This is a genomic window from Prauserella endophytica, assembly GCF_005146945.1.
Taxonomy (GTDB): Bacteria; Actinomycetota; Actinomycetes; order Mycobacteriales; family Pseudonocardiaceae; genus Prauserella_A; species Prauserella_A endophytica.
Genome location: NZ_SWMS01000014.1, coordinates 23,646 through 40,427 on the forward strand (window position 1 = coordinate 23,646; position 16,782 = coordinate 40,427).

The following is a 16,782-nucleotide window of genomic DNA, read 5'->3' on the forward strand; positions in this document are numbered from 1 at the left end:
GGCGCCGCACCGAGCCGCCACAGCCGATTTGCTCAGTCACAGTAAGGTAAAACCTGGATCGGCACATCGTGGTGTCAAGGCCAGGAGTGGAGAGTTGCGTTGCCTGACATGAGCTCGACCGGTGTCTCGACCCGGCCCGTCGGCGGGCCCGAGGACCTCCTCAACGGGCGGAGGACGAAAAGCCCGGAACAGATCCGCGACGAGCTGGTCGACACAGCCGCGCGGCAGGCGCCGGACATCGCCGAGCTGATCCGCCTGTACTACCGGCTCACGCCGGCCGAGGAGATCATCGGCGACGATCCCGTCGACCTCGTCGGTGCCGTTCGCTCGCACCTGGAGCTGGCCCAGCAGCGCGTGCCGGGCCGCCCCGCGGTGCGGCTGCTGAACCCCACCGCCGCACAGGACGGCTGGACGCGGGAGGCCACCGTCGTCCAGCTCGTCACCGACGACATGCCGTACCTCGTGGACTCGGTCGCCGCCGAGCTGTCCCGCGGGGGTGTGCAGGTGCAGCGCATCGTGCACCCGATCGTCGTGGTCGACAGGGACCTGACCGGCGAGCTGCGCGACGTGTTCCCGCAGGCCGACGCCGCGGAGCCGCCGGAGGGCGCCGCCGCGGAGTCCTGGATGTACCTCGAGATCGATCCGATCGGCGATCCGAACCGGGCCCGCGAGCTCGACAACCGGCTCACCGCCGTGCTGGGAGACGTGCGCGAGGTCGTCGAGGACACGCAGAAGATGATCGAGGCCGCGTGTGGAATCGCCGACGACCTCGACACGAACCCGCCGCCGCTGTCCGCGGACGAGGTCCACGACGGGGCCGAGCTCCTGCGCTGGCTCGCCGCCGGGCACTTCACGTTCCTCGGCTACCGGCACTACGAGCTCGTCGAGGACCCGGACACCCAGGAGCCCGCGCTGCGGGCCGCGCTTGCCTCCGGCCTCGGGGTACTGCGCCAGGACAGCCTCGCCGCCCGCAGCCTCACGGCGGGTCCTGACTCGGTCACGCAGGCGCTCGCGCCGACGCTGCTCGTGCTGACGCAGGCGAGCGCACCGTCCACTGTGCACCGTCCCGTGTACCCGTACTACATCGGCGTCAAGACCTTCGACGAGCGCGGCAACGTCAGCGGTGAGCACCGCTTCCTCGGCATGTTCACCACGTCGGCACTGCACGAGGACGTGCTCGACATCCCCGTGATCGAGGGCAGGGTGCGCGAGGTCATCCACCGCGCGGGCTTCCCGATGGAGTCCTACTCGGGCCAGCGGATGCTGGAGGTGCTGCAGAACTGGCCGCGCGCGGACCTGTTCTCGGCCGACGTCGACTCGCTCTACGCCACCGCGACCGGGGCGATCACGCTCGCCGACCGGCGCAGGCTGCGGCTGTTCCTGCGCCGCGATCCCTACGGCCGCTTCTACTCGTGCCTGGTGTTCCTGCCGCGGGACCGCTACACGACGCGTTCGCGGCTCGCGATGCAGGAGGTGCTGCTGGAGGAGCTGGAGGGCACCTCGCTCGAGTACGGCACGCGGCTCGGCGAGACCCTGCTGGCTCAGGTGCACTTCATCGTCCACACCGATCCGGCCAGCGTCGTGGATCCGGACACGCTGCGCATCCAGGAGCGGCTCAACGAGGCGGTCCGCAGCTGGGACGACCTGATGGTCGAGGCGATACTGGCCGAGCGGCGCGAACGGGCGGGCAACGGCAAGGCGGTCACGTTCGCAGGTGAGGAGTCGGCGACCGAGCAGGGCCAGCGCTTCGCCGCCGTGTTCCCTGAGGCGTACAAAGAGGACTTCACCGCCGAGGTCGCGCTGGCCGACCTGCGGACACTGGAGTCGCTGGACGGCCCCGGCGACGTGCGCCTTTCGTTCTACCTGCCCGACGGCGCCGCGGCGGGGGAGCGGCGCTTCAAGCTGTACCTGCTCGGCGAGGGCGTGACGCTGTCGCAGGTGCTGCCGCTGCTGCAGCGCATGGGCGTCGAGGTGGTCGACGAGCGTCCGTACGAGCTGGCGCGCGAGGACGGCATGCGCTCGTGGATCTACGACTTCGGCCTGCGCATCGAGCCGAGGGTGCTGGAGTCGATCGGCGAGGCCGCCGAGCAGGACCTGCAGGTGCGCTTCCAGGACGCCTTCGCCGCCGCGTGGCGTGGCGACTGCGAGGTCGACGGCTTCAACGCGCTGGTGCTGCGGGCCGGGCTGACGTGGCGGCAGGCGTCGGTGCTGCGTGCCTACGCCCGCTACCTGCGCCAGGCCGGCAGCCCGTACTCCCAGGAGTACATCGAGAACACGGTGCTCGCGCACACCGGCATCGCCACGGAGCTGGTGCGGCTGTTCGAGACGCGCTTCGCGCTGGAGCACTCGAACGGCGAGCGGGCCGACCACGTACAGGCGCAGCTCGACGACATCAACGCGCGGATCGACCAGGTGACGAGCCTCGACGAGGACCGGATCCTGCGCAGGCTGGCGGCGGTGATCGTGGCGACCCTGCGCACGAACTACTGGGTCACCGACGCGGACGGCGCGGTGCGGCCCTACCTGGCGTTCAAGCTCGACCCGCAGCAGGTGCCGGACCTGCCGGAGCCGAGGCCCGCGTTCGAGATCTTCGTGTATTCGCCGAGGGTCGAGGGTGTGCACCTTCGGTTCGGGTCGGTCGCGCGTGGTGGCCTGCGCTGGTCGGACCGGCGGGAGGACTTCCGCACGGAGATTTTGGGCCTGGTCAAGGCGCAGGCGGTGAAGAACGCCGTGATCGTGCCGGTGGGCGCGAAGGGCGGGTTCGTCGTCAAGCGCCCGCCCGCGCCCACGGGCGACCCCGGGCTGGACCGGGAGGCCTACCAGGCCGAGGGCGTGGCCTGCTACCGCATGTTCATCTCCGGGCTGCTCGATCTCACCGACAACCTCGTCGAGGGCAGCACGGTGCCCGCCCCCGCCGTCGTCCGGTACGACGGCGACGACAACTACCTCGTCGTGGCCGCGGACAAGGGCACGGCGAAGTTCTCCGACCTCGCCAACGAGGTGGCCACGAGCTACGGCTTCTGGCTCGGCGACGCGTTCGCCTCCGGCGGCTCGATGGGCTACGACCACAAGGCGATGGGCATCACGGCCAAGGGTGCCTGGGAGAGCGTCAAGCGGCACTTCCGGGAGCTCGGCGTGGACACGCAGAGCGAGGAGTTCACCGTCGTCGGCATCGGTGACATGGCCGGGGACGTGTTCGGCAACGGGATGCTGCTCTCCGAGCACATCCGGCTCGTCGCCGCGTTCAACCACCTGCACGTCTTCCTCGACCCGAACCCGGACGCGGCGGCGTCCTTCCGCGAGCGCAAGCGCTTGTTCGAGCTGCCGCGCTCGTCGTGGGACGACTACGACCGCTCGCTGATCAGCGAGGGTGGCGGCGTCTTCCCGCGCAGCGCCAAGACCATCCCCATCACGCCGCAGGTGCGCGAGGCGCTGGGGCTGGCCGAGGGCGTGCAGAAGATGTCTCCGGCCGAGCTGGTGAACGCGATCCTGCTCGCGCCCGTCGACCTGTTGTGGAACGGCGGCATCGGCACGTACGTGAAGGCCGAAACCGAGCGCCACGCCGACGCGGGGGACAAGGCCAACGACGCGGTGCGCGTCAACGGCAGCCAGCTCCGCGTGAAGGTGGTGGGCGAGGGTGGCAACCTCGGCCTGACCCAGCGGGGCCGCATCGAGTTCGCCCGCCACGGCGGCAAGGTCAACACCGACGCGCTCGACAACTCGGCGGGCGTGGACTGCTCCGACCACGAGGTCAACATCAAGATCATGCTTGACCAGCTGATCGGCTCGGGCGAGCTGGACCGCGAGCGGCGCAACGAGCTGCTGCTGGAGATGACCGACGAGGTCGGCGAGATGGTGCTCACCGACAACCGCAAGCAGAACGCGGTGCTCGGTGTCAGCAGGGCACACGCTGAGTCGATGCTGTCGGTGCACCGCAGGCTCGTCAGCGCGCTGGAGGCCAAGGGCGCGGTGGACCGCGAGCTGGAGGCGCTGCCCGCCGACGCGGAGTTCGCGAAGCTGGAGAAGGCCGGCCTCGGCCTGACCTCGCCGGAGATCGCGACCTTGCTGGCGCACGTGAAGCTCGACCTCAAGGACGAGCTGCTCGCCAGCGAGCTGCCCGATGTCGAGGTGTTCGCCCGCAGGCTGCCCGAGTACTTCCCGACGCCGCTGCGCGAACACTTCGGCGGCGCGATCGGCCGCCACCCGCTGCGCCGCCAGATCACCACGACGCTGCTGGTCAACGAGGTCGTCGACGGCGCGGGCGTGTCGTACGCGTTCCGGCTCGCCGAGGAGCTCAACGCCACGGCGACCGACGCCGTGCGCGCCTACGCCGTGGTGACCGGCGTCTTCGGCCTGCCGACGCTGTGGGACAGCATCGCCGCACTCGACAACGTCGTGCCCGCGAACGTGGCCGACCACATGGTGCTGGAGACCCGCAGGCTGCTCGACCGCGCGGCCCGCTGGTTCCTCACCAACCGGCCGCAGCCGCTCGCCGTCGGCGCCGAGATCAACCGGTTCGGCTCCACGGTCAGCCAGCTCGTGCCGAAACTCGACGAGCTGCTCCGCGGGCAGGAGGTCGAGGCCGTGCGGGCCAAGGCCGACGAGTTCGTGAGCGAGGGCGTGCCCCGTGAGCTGGCCACCCGCATCTCGCTGCTGCTCTACAGCTACTGCCTGCTCGACATCACGGAGGTCGCCGAGCTGGCCGAGCGCGAGGTCGGGCTCGACACCGAGCGCAGCCCGCTGGAGACCGCGGAACTGTATTACGCGATGTCCGACCACCTGGGGCTCGAGCGCATGCTGACCTCGGTGAACGCGCTGGAGCGCGGCAACCGCTGGCACGCGCTCGCCAGGCTCGCCCTGCGCGACGACCTGTACTCGTCGCTGCGGGCGATCACGCTTGACGCGCTCCAGCACAGCGATCCGGAGGACACCGCACAGGAGAAGATCGCGAAGTGGGAGCAGGCCAACTCCTCCCGTCTCGCCCGCGCGCGCGTGACGCTGGAGGAGATCGAGCGCTCCGGCAGGCTCGACCTCGCCACAATTTCGGTCGCGGCGAGGCAGATCCGCAGTACGGTGCGCTGATGGGCGAGTACGTGACACTGGTCCGGCCGCGCTGGTCGGACATGGACGCCTTCGGGCACGTCAACCACGCGAACATGGTGACCCTCCTCGAGGAGGCGCGGGTGCCGCTGCTGTTCGACGACGCCTCCGCCGAGGGGCTCGGCGATTTCGCCCGTGGCATCGTCGTGGTGCGGCTCGCGGTCGACTACCGTTCGCCCGTGGTGGTGAACGGTCACGACGTCCGGGTGGAGATCACGTTGAGCGAGCTGAAGATGGCTTCGTTCACGCTGGCCTACCGCGTCTACAACGGACCGTCCGAACAGGACAAAGTGGCCGTGGTGGCAAGCACCACGCTCGCGCCGTACGACCTCGCCGCCGCCCGCCCGCGCAGGCTCACCAGCGCGGAGCGGGACTTCCTCGGCGCCCGCATCCCAGGAGCCGAGTCGTGACCGAACTGCGCATCCCCGACGCCGCCGACCGCGAGACGCTCGGCGCCTTCATCGCCAGGGCGGTCCGGCTCGACGGCAACGCCGTCATCCGGCTCCGCACGCGCAGGCCCGGTGTGCTGGAGGCGTGGGCGGCGACGCCGTTCGACGTGCTCGTCACGCGGGCCGTCGAGGGTGACGTGGCCCCTGCCGACGTCACGGTGTCGGGCAGTGAGCTGCTCGCCGCGCTCACCGTGACGCCGGGCGAGGTGATGGATCCCGGCCCGCCGCGCGACCTGCTGTGGCGCTCGGAGCTGCCGGCGGCGACGTCGTGGCAGCAGGTGGACACGCTGCCCGCGGCCGTCGTCGCCGACCTCGCCGACCGGGGTGTGGCGCTCGCGCGGGAGAACGTGGGCCCGCACGGAACGCCGCCCGCGTCGCTGATGGACCAGACCGTGCTGACGGTGTCGGGTGGAAGCCTGGAGATCAAGGTGCCCATGCGGTGCCTGTTCGCGATGTCGGGCATGGGGTTCGTGGACTCGTCGGTGAGCGACGACGTGGTGCGGGTGACCGCGACGGACTCGTGGCTGCGCCTCGACGCCCGCTATGGCGCCGTGCTGCGCCGCAGGCACGCGCTCCTTCCACTCCTGCTCTAGCACCGCCAGCCGCAGTGAAGGCCACCTTCACTGCGTTGAACGAACACAGCGGCGCGGAGCGCCTCCGTTTGGGTGGTGGCGGGAGACGGGTGGGCGCAGGCATGGTGGCCTTCACTGCGGTCACGGAAGGTGCCAGAGTGGGGGCATGACCGAGGACAAGCCCGGTGAGGACCCCACCGCGGAGTTTCTGGACAGCGTGCGTGCCGAGGAGCCGCCGTGGCGCGTCGACCGGCCGCCGGAGGCGGAGCAGGGCACGACCTACGCCGCCGAGGAGCAGAAGCTGAGCCGGGCGCGTCAGGTGGCGAAGGCCGTGGGTGACGCCGCGCCGTTCGTGCCGCTGGCGACCGCGGCCGGCTGGGTGGCCGCGGAGGCGCTCGACGACGTCGGCGACGGTGCCGACCCCGGGCTCGACCCCGGCGCTGGGCTCACCTGACTCACGTGCCGAGCATGCCGCGCATGTGCTCGATCTCGTCGGTCTGGCCGGTGATGATCTCCTGAGCCATCGCGATGGCCCTTGGTTCGATGCCGTGGCCGAGCTGCTGTTCGGCCATCGTGAGCGCGCCCTGGTGGTGCGTGATCATCAGTTGCAGGAACTGCCGGTCGAACTCGGCGCCCCGCGCGGCACGCAGCGCGTCGAGCTGCTCCTGCGTCGCCATGCCCGGCATGAGCGCGTGATCGTGCCCGCCGTGTTCGGCGTGGCCGCCGTGCTGATCCCCGGCGTGCCCGAACTCCCGCAGCCAGGACTCCATCACGGAGATCTCGGCTTCCTGGGAGGCGGCGATCCGGCCCGCGATGCCCTTGACCTGATCGCTCGTGGCGTGCCGCGCGGCGAGGTCGGTCATCGTGATCGCCTGCTGATGGTGGGGAATCATGTTGATCATGTACTGCCGGTCGGCGTCGTTCGGCCGCACCGCCTTCTGATGCTCCGCCGCCTCACTGCCCGGCACCACGCTCGCCTGCTCACCCGGCCTGCCGGGCACGATCACGTCCGAGCCGCCCTGTTCGCCCTCCGGAGGAGCCTCCTCGGCCGTGCAGCCCGCCAGTGCCAAGAAGAATATGGCGGCCACACCCGCCACCAGCCGCCGTCCCATGCGCGCAAGCGAACCCGGTGCTCCGGCCGGAAGTCAATATCGAACGCCGTTGCGCCGCTGAAAACCATCCATTCGTCGCTATCAAGCAGAAGACGGCCCGGCGACAATGGTGCGAACCTTGCCGGTCGAGAGGAGAACTCGAGAGTGAAGCCTCGGAGACGTCTTCGGTTGAGCGGGCTCCTCGTCGCCGCGGCGGCGGTACTGGTGGCGGGCAGCACCACCGCCACCGCCTCCGCGCAGAACACGAGCCCCGGGGTGGACGAGATCGTCCACAGCCCCAACATGCGGCAGATCGCCAACCTGCCGAAGGAAGGCCCCTTCGCCACGCAGGAGGCCTTCAACAGCGACATCGCGTTCACGAAGAACCACGCGATCGTCGGCAACTACGACGGTTTCACCATCTACGACATCCGCAAGCCGCACAAGCCGCGCGTCGTCAGCCAGGTGCTCTGCCCAGGCGGGCAGAACGACGTCTCGGTGTCGGGCGACCTGCTCTTCCTGTCGACCGACTACGCGCGCACCAACGACTCCTGCACGAGCGAGCCGTCGGTGGCCTCCGACCCCAATGCGTGGGAAGGCATCAAGGTCTTCGACATCAGCGACCTCGCGAACCCGGAGTACGTCGCGTCCGTGCGCACCGACTGCGGCTCGCACACGCACACGATGGTGCCGGACCAGCAGCGCGAGTCCGTCTACCTCTACGTGTCCTCCTACTCGCCCGCGGCGAACCTGCCGAACTGCCAGCCCCCGCACGACAAGATCTCGATCGTCGAGGTGCCCACGAAACACCCCGAGCGGGCGGCGGTCGTGGCCACGCCGGTGCTCTTTCCTGACGGCGGCAACCCCGGCGGCCCCAACCCGGACGGCACCAACCGCTCGGCGACCACGGGCTGTCACGACCTCACGGCCTACCCGGAGAAGAACCTCTTGGCGGGCGCGTGCATGGGTGACGGCGTGCTGTTCGATCTCTCGGACAAGCTGAACCCGCGCGTGATCGACCGCGTGCAGGACAACGTGAACTTCGCCTTCTGGCACTCGGCGACGTTCAACAACTCCGGCACGAAGGTGGTCTACACCGACGAGCTCGGTGGCGGTGGCCTGCCCACCTGCAACGCGACCTTCGGGCCGAACCGCGGCGCGGACGGCATCTACGACATCACCGGCCGCGGCGACGACCGCAAGCTGGAGTTCCGCAGCTACTACAAGCTGCCGAGGCACCAGACCGAGAACGAGAACTGCGTGGCGCACAACGGCTCGCTGATCCCGGTCAAGGGCCGCGACATCATGGTCCAGGCCTGGTACCAGGGCGGGATCTCGGTGTGGGACTTCACCGACTCGGCCAACCCCAAGGAGATCGGCTACTGGGAGCGCGGTCCGCTGTCGGACACCCAGCGAATCACCGGTGGTTCGTGGTCGGCGTACTACTACAACGGCCACATCTACTCGTCGGACATCCAGAAGGGCTTCGACGTGCTGGCCATCAACGACTGGCGCACCGCGCCGGCGAAGTCGGTCCGCTACGACGAGTTCAACGCACAGACCCAGCCGAGCTACGGTCGCGGCTGACCGGTCACGGCTGAACCCACAACCACGCGGCGGCGTCTGCCGCCAGCCTTCCCTCCACGAGGGGAGCGCTGGCGAGCAGCACGTCGCCGCGTGGCACGGGCACGGGCGCCGCTGACGTGTTCAGCGCGCAGATGAGGCCACCGGGGCTTCGCCGGTAGGCGAAACAGCCCGGCGGCGCCCCGTACCACTCCACGTCGTCACCCGCGAAGCCCGGATGCTCGCGGCGCAGCTCGATCGCTCTGCGGTACAGCGAGAGCGTCGACTCCTCGTCCTCCAGCTGCGCCTCGACGGTGAACGGCGCCCAGCCGGAGGGGATCGACTCCCAGCCGCCCGGCAACGCGGAGAAACCGAACGGCGGCGCGGTGCCCTCCCATGGGATCGGCGCCCGCGAACCCTCCTCGGTGTCGCCGAGGCCGAGCTCCTCACCTGCCCGCAGGCTCACCGCACCCGGAAGACCCAGCAGGACGAGCGCCATGGCCCGCGCCCGGTTCAATCCCCGCGTGCCGCCCCCGTAGCGCGTCACCTGCCTCGGCAGGCCGTGCCCCGCCAGCGCCCAGGCCGGCGGCGCGCCGACGGACGCGACCGTGGCCAGCGAGCGCTCGACGGCTGCCTGCAGCGCGTCGGCATCGAACGGCGTGCGCGCGAGCCGGGGGTGCACGGCGAGGTGCAGCTCACCCGGCCGCAGGTACCGGGCGAAACGCTCGTCGTCGGCGATGTCGAGCCCGCCCAGCGACACCGCGTGCGGGTACTCGTCGATCACCTTGCGGATGGCCTGATGGATCTCGTGCACGCCGTCGTCGTCGAAACGGGGATCCGTGCGCCCCCGCGGATCGGCGTCGGGCAGGTCGCGGTGCTTGGCCATGCCCGAGGCGGCCGCGAGGTGGATCCCATCGGCGCCGCGGTCGAGCCAGAACCGCAGAGTGCGCTCGAAGTCGGCCCGCACCTCGGGGTTGGTCCAGTTCAGATCCGGCTCATGGGGCCCGAACAGGTGCAGGTACCACTGGCCGTCGGCCACGCGAGTCCAGGCCGGGCCGCCGTCCCGCGCGCGCCAGTCGTTCGGCGGCAGCTCGCCGTGCTCGCCCCGGCCGTCGCGGAAGTGGTAGCGCTCGCGCTCGGGGCTGCCCGGTGCGGCGGAGAGGGCGGCCGCGAACCAGATGTGCTTGTCGCTCGTGTGGTTCGCCACGAGGTCGAGCACGACCCGAAGCCCGGCCGCGTGCGCCTCGGCCAGCAGCGAGTCGACCGTGTCGAGGTTGCCCAGCACGGGATCGACCGCACGGGGGCCCGCGATGTCGTAGCCGTCGTCGGCCATGGGGGAGAGGTAGAACGGCGTCAGCCGCAGCGCGTGCACCCCGAGCAGGTCGAGGTAGCCGAGCCTGCCCCTGATGCCCTCGAGGTCGCCGACGCCGTCTCCGTCGAAGTCCGCGAACAAGCGCACGGGCAGCTCGTAGAAGACTGCGTCCTGCCACCAGCGGGCGCCGGCCGGTGCGGAGGGCCGTGCGGTGTCTCTGCCGGCTCTGCGCACCAGCGGTCACACCCAGCTGTTCATCATCGACTGGGCGGCCATCTCCAGGTACTGCCAGAGCTGGGTGCGGTACGGCTCCTCGATGCCGCTCTCGTCCACGGCGACGCGCATCGCGCGCAGCCACGCGTCCCGCTCGATCGGTCCGATCTTGAACGGCGCGTGCCGCATGCGCAGCCGGGGGTGCCCACGCTGGTCGGAGTAGGTGTGCGGGCCGCCCCAGTACTGCATGAGGAACAGCCGCAGCCGGTCCTCGGCGGGACCGAGGTCCTCCTCCGGGTAGAGCGGGCGCAGCACCTCGTCGTCGGCGACCTCGGCGTAAAAGCGGGCGACGATCTTGCGGAACGTCGGCTCGCCACCCACCGCCTCGTAGAACGTACGGGGATCCGGCGTCTCGCTCACTTCAGCCACCTCTCCATTCTGCCGTGCGTTGCTCACGATCTTCAGTTCGCGGTGCCCGTCGAACCGTTTCCGAAGAAGCGGCCGAGCGGCGGCTCGAAGCCGGCCCGTTCGAAGGCGGGGAGGATCTCCGCGCGCAGGGCTCGCTGCACCGCCCATTGGCGGCCTGGCCGCACCTTGACCGTGAGCCGCAGCTGCGTGCCCTCGGGCGTGACGTTCTCCACACCGAGCACCTCCGGCGGCTCCAGCACGTCCGGCGCGATCGCCGGCCGTGCCGCGGCCTCGTCCGCGACCTCCTCCAGCAGCGTGGTCGCCCGCTGGACGTCGGTGTTGTAGCTCAGCGGGATGTCGACCACGCCCACGGCGTAGCCCTGGCTGGAGTTGCCGACGCGCAGCACCTCGCCGTTGCGGACGTACCAGACGGTGCCGTTGAGGTCGCGCAGCGTGGTGATGCGCAGGCCCACCGCCTCGACGGTGCCGACCGCCTCGCCGACGTCGACGACATCGCCGACGCCGTACTGGTCCTCCAGCATCATGAAGATCCCGGAGAGGAAGTCCCGCACCAGGTTCTGCGCACCGAACCCGATCGCCACACCGACGATGCCGGCCGAGGCGAGGATCGGGGCGAGGTTGATGCCGATCTCGCCGAGGACCATGACGAATGCGAGGCCGTAGATCACCACGGTGGTGAGCGACTTCAGCACCGAGCCGATCGTCATCGCCCGCTGGCGGCGTCTTTCGATCACCACGGGACCGAGCACCTCCGGCGCGCGCTCGCGCAGGGGACGCAGCAGCGCGGGCAGCCTGCCCGCGCCGCCGTCGGCGTCGTCGGCAGGCGTTCTGGTGAGCCGGTCGATGAGCTTGCGGACCAGGTACCGCACGAGGACGGCGACCACGACGATCAGCAGGATGCTCAACGGCTTGGCGACGAGCCAGTTCGCCGAGCCCGCCAGCCACTCGTTCCCGGTGAGCCGCCAGATCTGCTGGCACCAGGTGCCCGCCTCGTTGATGCAGGACGGCGGGTCGCTGAGCAACTGCTCCACTTCGGGGAACGCTCCTTCCATGTTTGTGACGCCGCACACTCTCCAGGTCCGGTGAGTCCCCCGATTACGGCATGTTGACCACGTCGAGTCCAACCACAACCGTACTGGGAAGTGACACGTTGCCTAACGCACGTGCGTTCTGGCCCCGGTCTGTGGTCGACTAGGGCAACACCGGTGGAGGTGGTCGCGTGCCAGACCGACAACCGAGCCCCCACGGCGCCCATACCCGGCATCCGGCCGGGCAGGCGCCGGAGGCCAAGCTGTGCGCGCCCGTAGGCGCCGTGATCGGCGGCCCACATGCCAGTGGGCCACAGCCGACCGGCCCTCCGGCGCGTGGGGGCCGGATCACTCGCTCGCACGGTCAGCGGCGGTCGAGGGATCCGGGAGGCGGCGGTTCGTCGGGACCTGGCTGGGGCAAGCGGCGTGTGCTGCTGCTCAACACGACGTTCGAACCACTCACCGCGTTACCTCTACGCCGCGCCATCGTGCTGCTCGTGTGTGGCAAGGCGGAGGTCGTGCACGAGGATCCCACGGGGCTGACGCTGCACGCCGCCACCATGGCGGTCGAGGTTCCTTCGGTGATCAGGCTGAGCACCTACGTGCGCGTACCCTATCGTGCCCAGGTTCCGCTCACGCGGGCCGGGTTGATGCACCGGGATCGCTTCCGCTGCGCGTACTGCGGGGCTCGCGCGGAGACGATCGACCATGTGGTGCCGCGCAGCCGCGGTGGTGCGCACTCGTGGCAGAACTGTGTGGCCTGCTGTGCGAAATGCAACCACCGCAAGGCGGACAAGCTGCTGTCGGAGATCGGCTGGCGGTTGCGCGTCGTGCCGACGGCGCCGCACGGTCCGCACTGGAGGCTGCTCGCGCACTCCACGGAGGCCGACCCGCTGTGGCGGCAATACCTCGGCGCCCCGGCCGCGTGATCGTCACGCGGCCAGGGGCGTGCCGTGGTGGGTATTCACTTCGTCGTTACGTCTTCAGGTCGGGCGGGAACGCTGCGTGGACGTTCCGCCTCAGGCGGTGACGCGCGTGCCGCGGGTGACCCTGGTACCGCGCGTGACGCGGGTGCCCGCCGTCACCCTGGTGCCGCGGGTGACTCGCGTGCCCCTCGTGACCCTGGTGCCCGCCGTGACTCGCGTGCCCCTCGTGACCCGAGTCCCGGCCGTGACGCGGGTGCCGCGGGTGACTCGCGTACCGCGCGTGACCCGAGTCCCGGCCGTCACCCGAGTGCCGCAGGTGACGCGTGTACCCCGCGTGACCCGGGTACCACGCTCGGCGGATTCGGCGAAAAGCGACGAAACGGTGTTGTGGTTCGACTCGGCGGGGGTCAGGACGGTGTGCATGGCAAGTCCTCCTGTGACCGGGGTGTGACCTATTGGGGATGGGGGGTGAGGCGCAAGGCCCGTACAGGTGAAAAACGTACGAGCAATCAAGTAGGGGAACAAGATGCGAGAGCCGGGTGCCGCCGCCCGTACGGTGAGTTGCGACCTTTCGCGAACGGCGTTTCGGCTCAACGTGGGATTCCCGGCGTGGCAAGCGGCGGACGGGACCCCTCGAGCGACGGACGGCACTGTCGGTTCGCCGTGGCAGGTGAGGTGTGACCGTGGGCCGTCGGATACCCTGCGGTCGTGAGCATCCTCGAGACGACTCTGGTCTTCGCGGTGATCCCGCTCGCCATCTACGGTGTGTTCGCCTTGGCCACCCTGCGTTCGAGGTTCGCAGGTAGGCCGAGGTACCGGCCGGGGCAGGCGTGGGAGTTCCCGCCGATGTGGTGGAGTGCCAACCCGGCTGGCGCCGGTGATGCGCACGCGGCTGGTGAGACGGCGAGCCCGTCGAAGGTTCGGGGAGGTGCCCGTGGGAGCTGGTGAGCTGACCACTCAGAGCCCGTCGACCGGGCTCGAGGGAACCGAACTGCAGCCCGGCGCGGCCGTTACCGCCAGCGGACGCGTGTCCGTGGCGCAGATGTACGAGCCCGCTGCTCCGAAAGGCCCATTCACGACCGCCCAACTGGCCCGCCTCGACGAGGCGTTGACGCTGGCCAGCAGGGAGACCGGCCTGGAGTTCAGTATCTACCTCGGCGAGCTCGGAAACGACAGCCGTGTGGGTGCGGAGTCGCTGCACGACAGCCTCGGCGCGCAGGGCGACCACGCCGTGCTGATCGCGGTTTCCCCCGGCGAGCGCGTGGTCGAGGTCGTCACCGGTGGCGAGGCCATGTACCGCCTGCCCGACCGCGGCGCCAAGCTCGCGGTGATGAGCATGGTCGCCTCCTTCAAGGAGGGCGACCTCATCGGCGGCCTCGTCAGCGGGCTGCGCATGCTGGCCGACTCGGCCGGCCCCGCCCCGCACTGACAAGTCACCCCAGAGGCCCCCAAGGCCACCTTTGTTGCGTTCAACGCAACAAAGGTGGCCTTGGGGGCTGTTTGCTGAGCGGGGGTCAGCTCTCGTCGAACTCGCGGGCCGCCAGCGCCCGCACGATGCCGGCCCTGCCCTCCGACACCAGGCGGCGCAGCGCGGGCGAGTGCTCGCCCTCGAGCCACGCGTCGGCGGCGGCGACGCCCTCCCGGTTCACCGCCCACGACGGGTACAGGCCCACCACCGTCGGCTGCGCGCGCTCGCTGGACCGGCGCGCCCACACCTCGTCGATCGCGTCGAAGTACTTCGCGACGTAGTCGCCGAGCAGGTGCTTCTGCGCCGGGTGCGAGAACCCGGCGATGATCGCCTCGTTCACGGCGTTGGGCAGCTCGTCGTCATAGACGGCGCGCTCCCACGCCTTCGCCTTCGCCTCCGCGGTCGGGCGCAGTGCCCGCGACCGCTCCGCGTGCCTGCGGCCCGTCGCCGTGTCGTCGCGCGCCTGCTCCGCGTCGATCTCCGCGTCGCCGGCCTTGCCGTGCGCCACGAGCGCGTGCAGCAGCCGCCAGCGCAGGTCCGTGTCGACCGTGAGGCCCTCCAGCTTCGCCGAGCCGTCCAGCCAGCCCGCCAGCACGGCCGCCGTGTCGTCGTCGAGCACCGAGCCCGCCAGCGAGTTGACGAATGCCAGCTGGTGGTCCGAGCCCGGCTCGGCGCCTCGGGCCAGCTCGAGCAGGCGCGCCGTGAACGACGGCCAGCCGTGTTCGCGCGCCCACTTCTCCTCGGCGTAGGAGTTCAGGGCGGTCTGCGCCTGCAGCAGCAGCCGCTGTACCACGCCGACCTCGGTCTCCGCGTGGATGCCGCGCTGGACGAGCGTGACGAAGTCGCGGGCCTTCAGCTCGGCTTCACGGGTCATCTCCCAGGCCGCCGACCAGCACAGCGTGCGCGGCAGCGGCTCGGTGATGTCGCCGATGCGGTCGATGAGCGTGACGAGCGAGTCGTTGTCGAGCCGCATCGTGCAGTAGGTCAGGTCGTCGTCGTTGACCAGCACGAGCTTGCCGGCCGGCACGCCCACCAGGTCGGGCACCTCGGTCCGCTCGCCGTCGACGTCGAGCTCCACGCGCCGCGTGCGCACGAGCTTGCCCGAGCCGTCGTCGTCGTAGACGCCGACCGCCACCCGGTGGGTGCGCAGCTCGCCCTCGCCCGGCTTGGCGCCGCCCTGCAGCACCGCGAACGACGTGAAGCGTCCCTCGCCGTCGACCTCGATGCGCGGGCGCAGCGAGTTGAGCCCCGTCGTCTCGAGCCACTGGGCGCTCCACCAGGACAGGTCACGGCCGGACGCCTCCTCCAGCGCGCCCAGCAGGTCCTCGAGCGTCGCGTTGTCCCACGCGTGCTTGCGGAAGTACACCCGCAGGCCCGCGAGGAAGTTCTCGAGCCCGACATAGGCGACGAGCTGCTTGAGCACGCTCGCGCCCTTGGCGTAGGTGATGCCGTCGAAGTTCACCTCGACGGCGTGCAGGTCGACGATGTCGGCCGCGATCGGATGCGTCGAGGGCAGCTGGTCCTGCCGGTAGGCCCACGACTTCTCGATGTTGGCGAAGCTCGTCCACGCACCCGTGTACTCGGTCGCCTCGGCCTGCGCGAGCACGCTCGCGAACGTCGCGAACGACTCGTTCAGCCACAGGTCGTCCCACCAGCGCATGGTCACGAGGTCGCCGAACCACATGTGCGCCATCTCGTGCAGCAGCGTCTCGGCGCGCCGTTCGTAGGCGTAGCGAGTGACCCTGCTGCGGAAGACGTAGTCCTCCAGGAACGTCACGGCGCCGGCGTTCTCCATCGCGCCCGCGTTGAACTCGGGCACGAACAGCTGGTCGTACTTCGAGAAGGGGTACGGGGTGCCGAAGTTCTCGTGGTAGAAGCCGAAGCCCTGCTTGGTCTCGGTGAACAGGCGCTCGGCGTCCATGTACTCGGCGAGCGAAGCCCGGCAGTAGATGCCCAGCGGGATCGTCTTGTGCTCGTCGGAGTACTCGTCGCGCCACTCCGCGTAGGGCCCGGCGATGAGGGCCACCAGGTACGTGGAGATCCGCTCGGACACGGCGAAAACGGTGCGGACCGCGCCTTCCGGAGTGTCCTCTTGGGACTCCACGAGGGCGTTGGAGACGACCTTCCAGTCCTTCGGCGCGATGACCGTCAGCCGGTACGTCGCCTTGAGGTCGGGCTGGTCGAAGCACGCGAACATGCGCTTGGCGTCGGCGGTCTCGAACTGCGTGTAGAGGTACACGCCTCCGTCGACCGGGTCGACGAAACGGTGCAGGCCCTCGCCGGTGTTCATGTACCGGCAGTCGGCCTCCACCACGAGCTCGTTGCTCGCGGCGAGCTCGGGGAGGGCCACCCCGTCGTCCTCGACGTAGCCCGACACGTCCAGCGCCGTGCCGTTGAGCGTCGCGGAACGGACACCCTCGGCCACGATGTCCACCCATGACGTCTCGCCCGGTCGCGCGGCCGAGAAGGTGATCCTCGTCCTGGAGTCGAACGTCTTCTCACCGGGTCGGCCGTGGCCGTCCGTCAGGTCGAGCTCGACGTCGTAGGACTCCACGTCGAGGAGTTCGGCACGCTGTTTGGCTTGGTCGCGGGTCAGGTTTGGGGCGGGCACTGGCACCTCTGTGCTGGTAG

General features: G+C 70.1%; 13 protein-coding genes. 8 read left to right on the forward strand and 5 right to left on the reverse strand.

Translation table 11 applies throughout. The features are described from left to right. Positions 1 to 108: 108 nt before the first annotated feature. The 4 genes from FCN18_RS23470 to FCN18_RS23485 all read left to right on the forward strand — a co-directional run bounded on the left by FCN18_RS23470 (position 109) and on the right by FCN18_RS23485 (position 6,575). The gene (locus FCN18_RS23470; protein ID WP_137096102.1) at positions 109 to 5,082 is read left to right on the forward strand and encodes an NAD-glutamate dehydrogenase; all 4,974 of its coding nucleotides are present in this window, start codon (positions 109 to 111) and stop codon (positions 5,080 to 5,082) included. Next, positions 5,082 to 5,510, forward strand: coding sequence for an acyl-CoA thioesterase (locus tag FCN18_RS23475; RefSeq protein ID WP_112275361.1), 429 nt, complete (start codon positions 5,082 to 5,084; stop codon positions 5,508 to 5,510). The genes FCN18_RS23470 and FCN18_RS23475 overlap by 1 nt, the downstream gene beginning before the upstream one ends. Then, positions 5,507 to 6,142 carry a hypothetical protein gene (locus FCN18_RS23480; protein WP_112275363.1) on the forward strand — a complete coding sequence of 212 codons (636 nt, stop codon included), beginning with the start codon at positions 5,507 to 5,509 and terminating at the stop codon, positions 6,140 to 6,142. The genes FCN18_RS23475 and FCN18_RS23480 overlap by 4 nt, the downstream gene beginning before the upstream one ends. A 145-nt stretch (positions 6,143 to 6,287) precedes the next feature. Continuing rightward, positions 6,288 to 6,575: a hypothetical protein gene (locus tag FCN18_RS23485; RefSeq protein WP_112275365.1), complete on the forward strand. Its 288-nt coding sequence runs from the start codon at positions 6,288 to 6,290 to the stop codon at positions 6,573 to 6,575. A 1-nt stretch (position 6,576) separates the two neighbouring features. On the opposite strand, the gene FCN18_RS23490 is transcribed toward FCN18_RS23485, so the two are convergent. Next, positions 6,577 to 7,233, reverse strand: a complete 657-nt coding sequence (locus FCN18_RS23490) for a DUF305 domain-containing protein (RefSeq protein ID WP_137096103.1) — start codon at positions 7,231 to 7,233, stop codon at positions 6,577 to 6,579. A gap of 144 nt (positions 7,234 to 7,377) precedes the next feature. Between FCN18_RS23490 and FCN18_RS23495 the strand changes: the two genes are divergently transcribed. Then, positions 7,378 to 8,799: an LVIVD repeat-containing protein gene (locus tag FCN18_RS23495; protein ID WP_137096104.1), complete on the forward strand. Its 1,422-nt coding sequence runs from the start codon at positions 7,378 to 7,380 to the stop codon at positions 8,797 to 8,799. A 4-nt stretch (positions 8,800 to 8,803) separates the two neighbouring features. On the opposite strand, the gene FCN18_RS23500 is transcribed toward FCN18_RS23495, so the two are convergent. The 3 genes from FCN18_RS23500 to FCN18_RS23510 are packed head-to-tail and all read right to left on the reverse strand — an operon-like array spanning position 8,804 to position 11,760. After that, the gene (locus tag FCN18_RS23500) at positions 8,804 to 10,321 is read right to left on the reverse strand and encodes an alpha-amylase family glycosyl hydrolase (protein ID WP_206077975.1); all 1,518 of its coding nucleotides are present in this window, start codon (positions 10,319 to 10,321) and stop codon (positions 8,804 to 8,806) included. Between the two features lie 6 nt (positions 10,322 to 10,327). Then, complete coding sequence (locus FCN18_RS23505) at positions 10,328 to 10,720, reverse strand: globin (protein ID WP_112275373.1); 393 nt, start codon at positions 10,718 to 10,720, stop codon at positions 10,328 to 10,330. Positions 10,721 to 10,761: 41 nt separating this feature from the next. Beyond that, positions 10,762 to 11,760 carry a mechanosensitive ion channel family protein gene (locus tag FCN18_RS23510; RefSeq protein ID WP_137096106.1) on the reverse strand — a complete coding sequence of 333 codons (999 nt, stop codon included), beginning with the start codon at positions 11,758 to 11,760 and terminating at the stop codon, positions 10,762 to 10,764. A gap of 188 nt (positions 11,761 to 11,948) precedes the next feature. On the opposite strand from FCN18_RS23510, the gene FCN18_RS23515 reads away from it, so the two are divergent. The 3 genes from FCN18_RS23515 to FCN18_RS23530 all read left to right on the forward strand — a co-directional run bounded on the left by FCN18_RS23515 (position 11,949) and on the right by FCN18_RS23530 (position 14,112). Further along, complete coding sequence (locus FCN18_RS23515; protein WP_228714100.1) at positions 11,949 to 12,686, forward strand: HNH endonuclease; 738 nt, start codon at positions 11,949 to 11,951, stop codon at positions 12,684 to 12,686. 705 nt (positions 12,687 to 13,391) lie between these two features. Continuing rightward, entirely contained in the window at positions 13,392 to 13,631 is a 240-nt protein-coding gene (gene ctaJ, locus FCN18_RS23525) for an aa3-type cytochrome oxidase subunit CtaJ (RefSeq protein ID WP_112275379.1), read from the forward strand. Then, complete coding sequence (locus FCN18_RS23530; RefSeq protein ID WP_228714106.1) at positions 13,618 to 14,112, forward strand: DUF5130 family protein; 495 nt, start codon at positions 13,618 to 13,620, stop codon at positions 14,110 to 14,112. The genes ctaJ and FCN18_RS23530 overlap by 14 nt, the downstream gene beginning before the upstream one ends. An 85-nt stretch (positions 14,113 to 14,197) precedes the next feature. Here the strand turns inward: FCN18_RS23530 and pepN are convergent, their stop codons facing one another. Further along, positions 14,198 to 16,762 (reverse strand): aminopeptidase N, encoded by a 2,565-nt coding sequence (gene pepN / locus FCN18_RS23535; protein WP_137096107.1) that lies wholly within the window; start codon positions 16,760 to 16,762, stop codon positions 14,198 to 14,200. Positions 16,763 to 16,782: the final 20 nt, after the last annotated feature.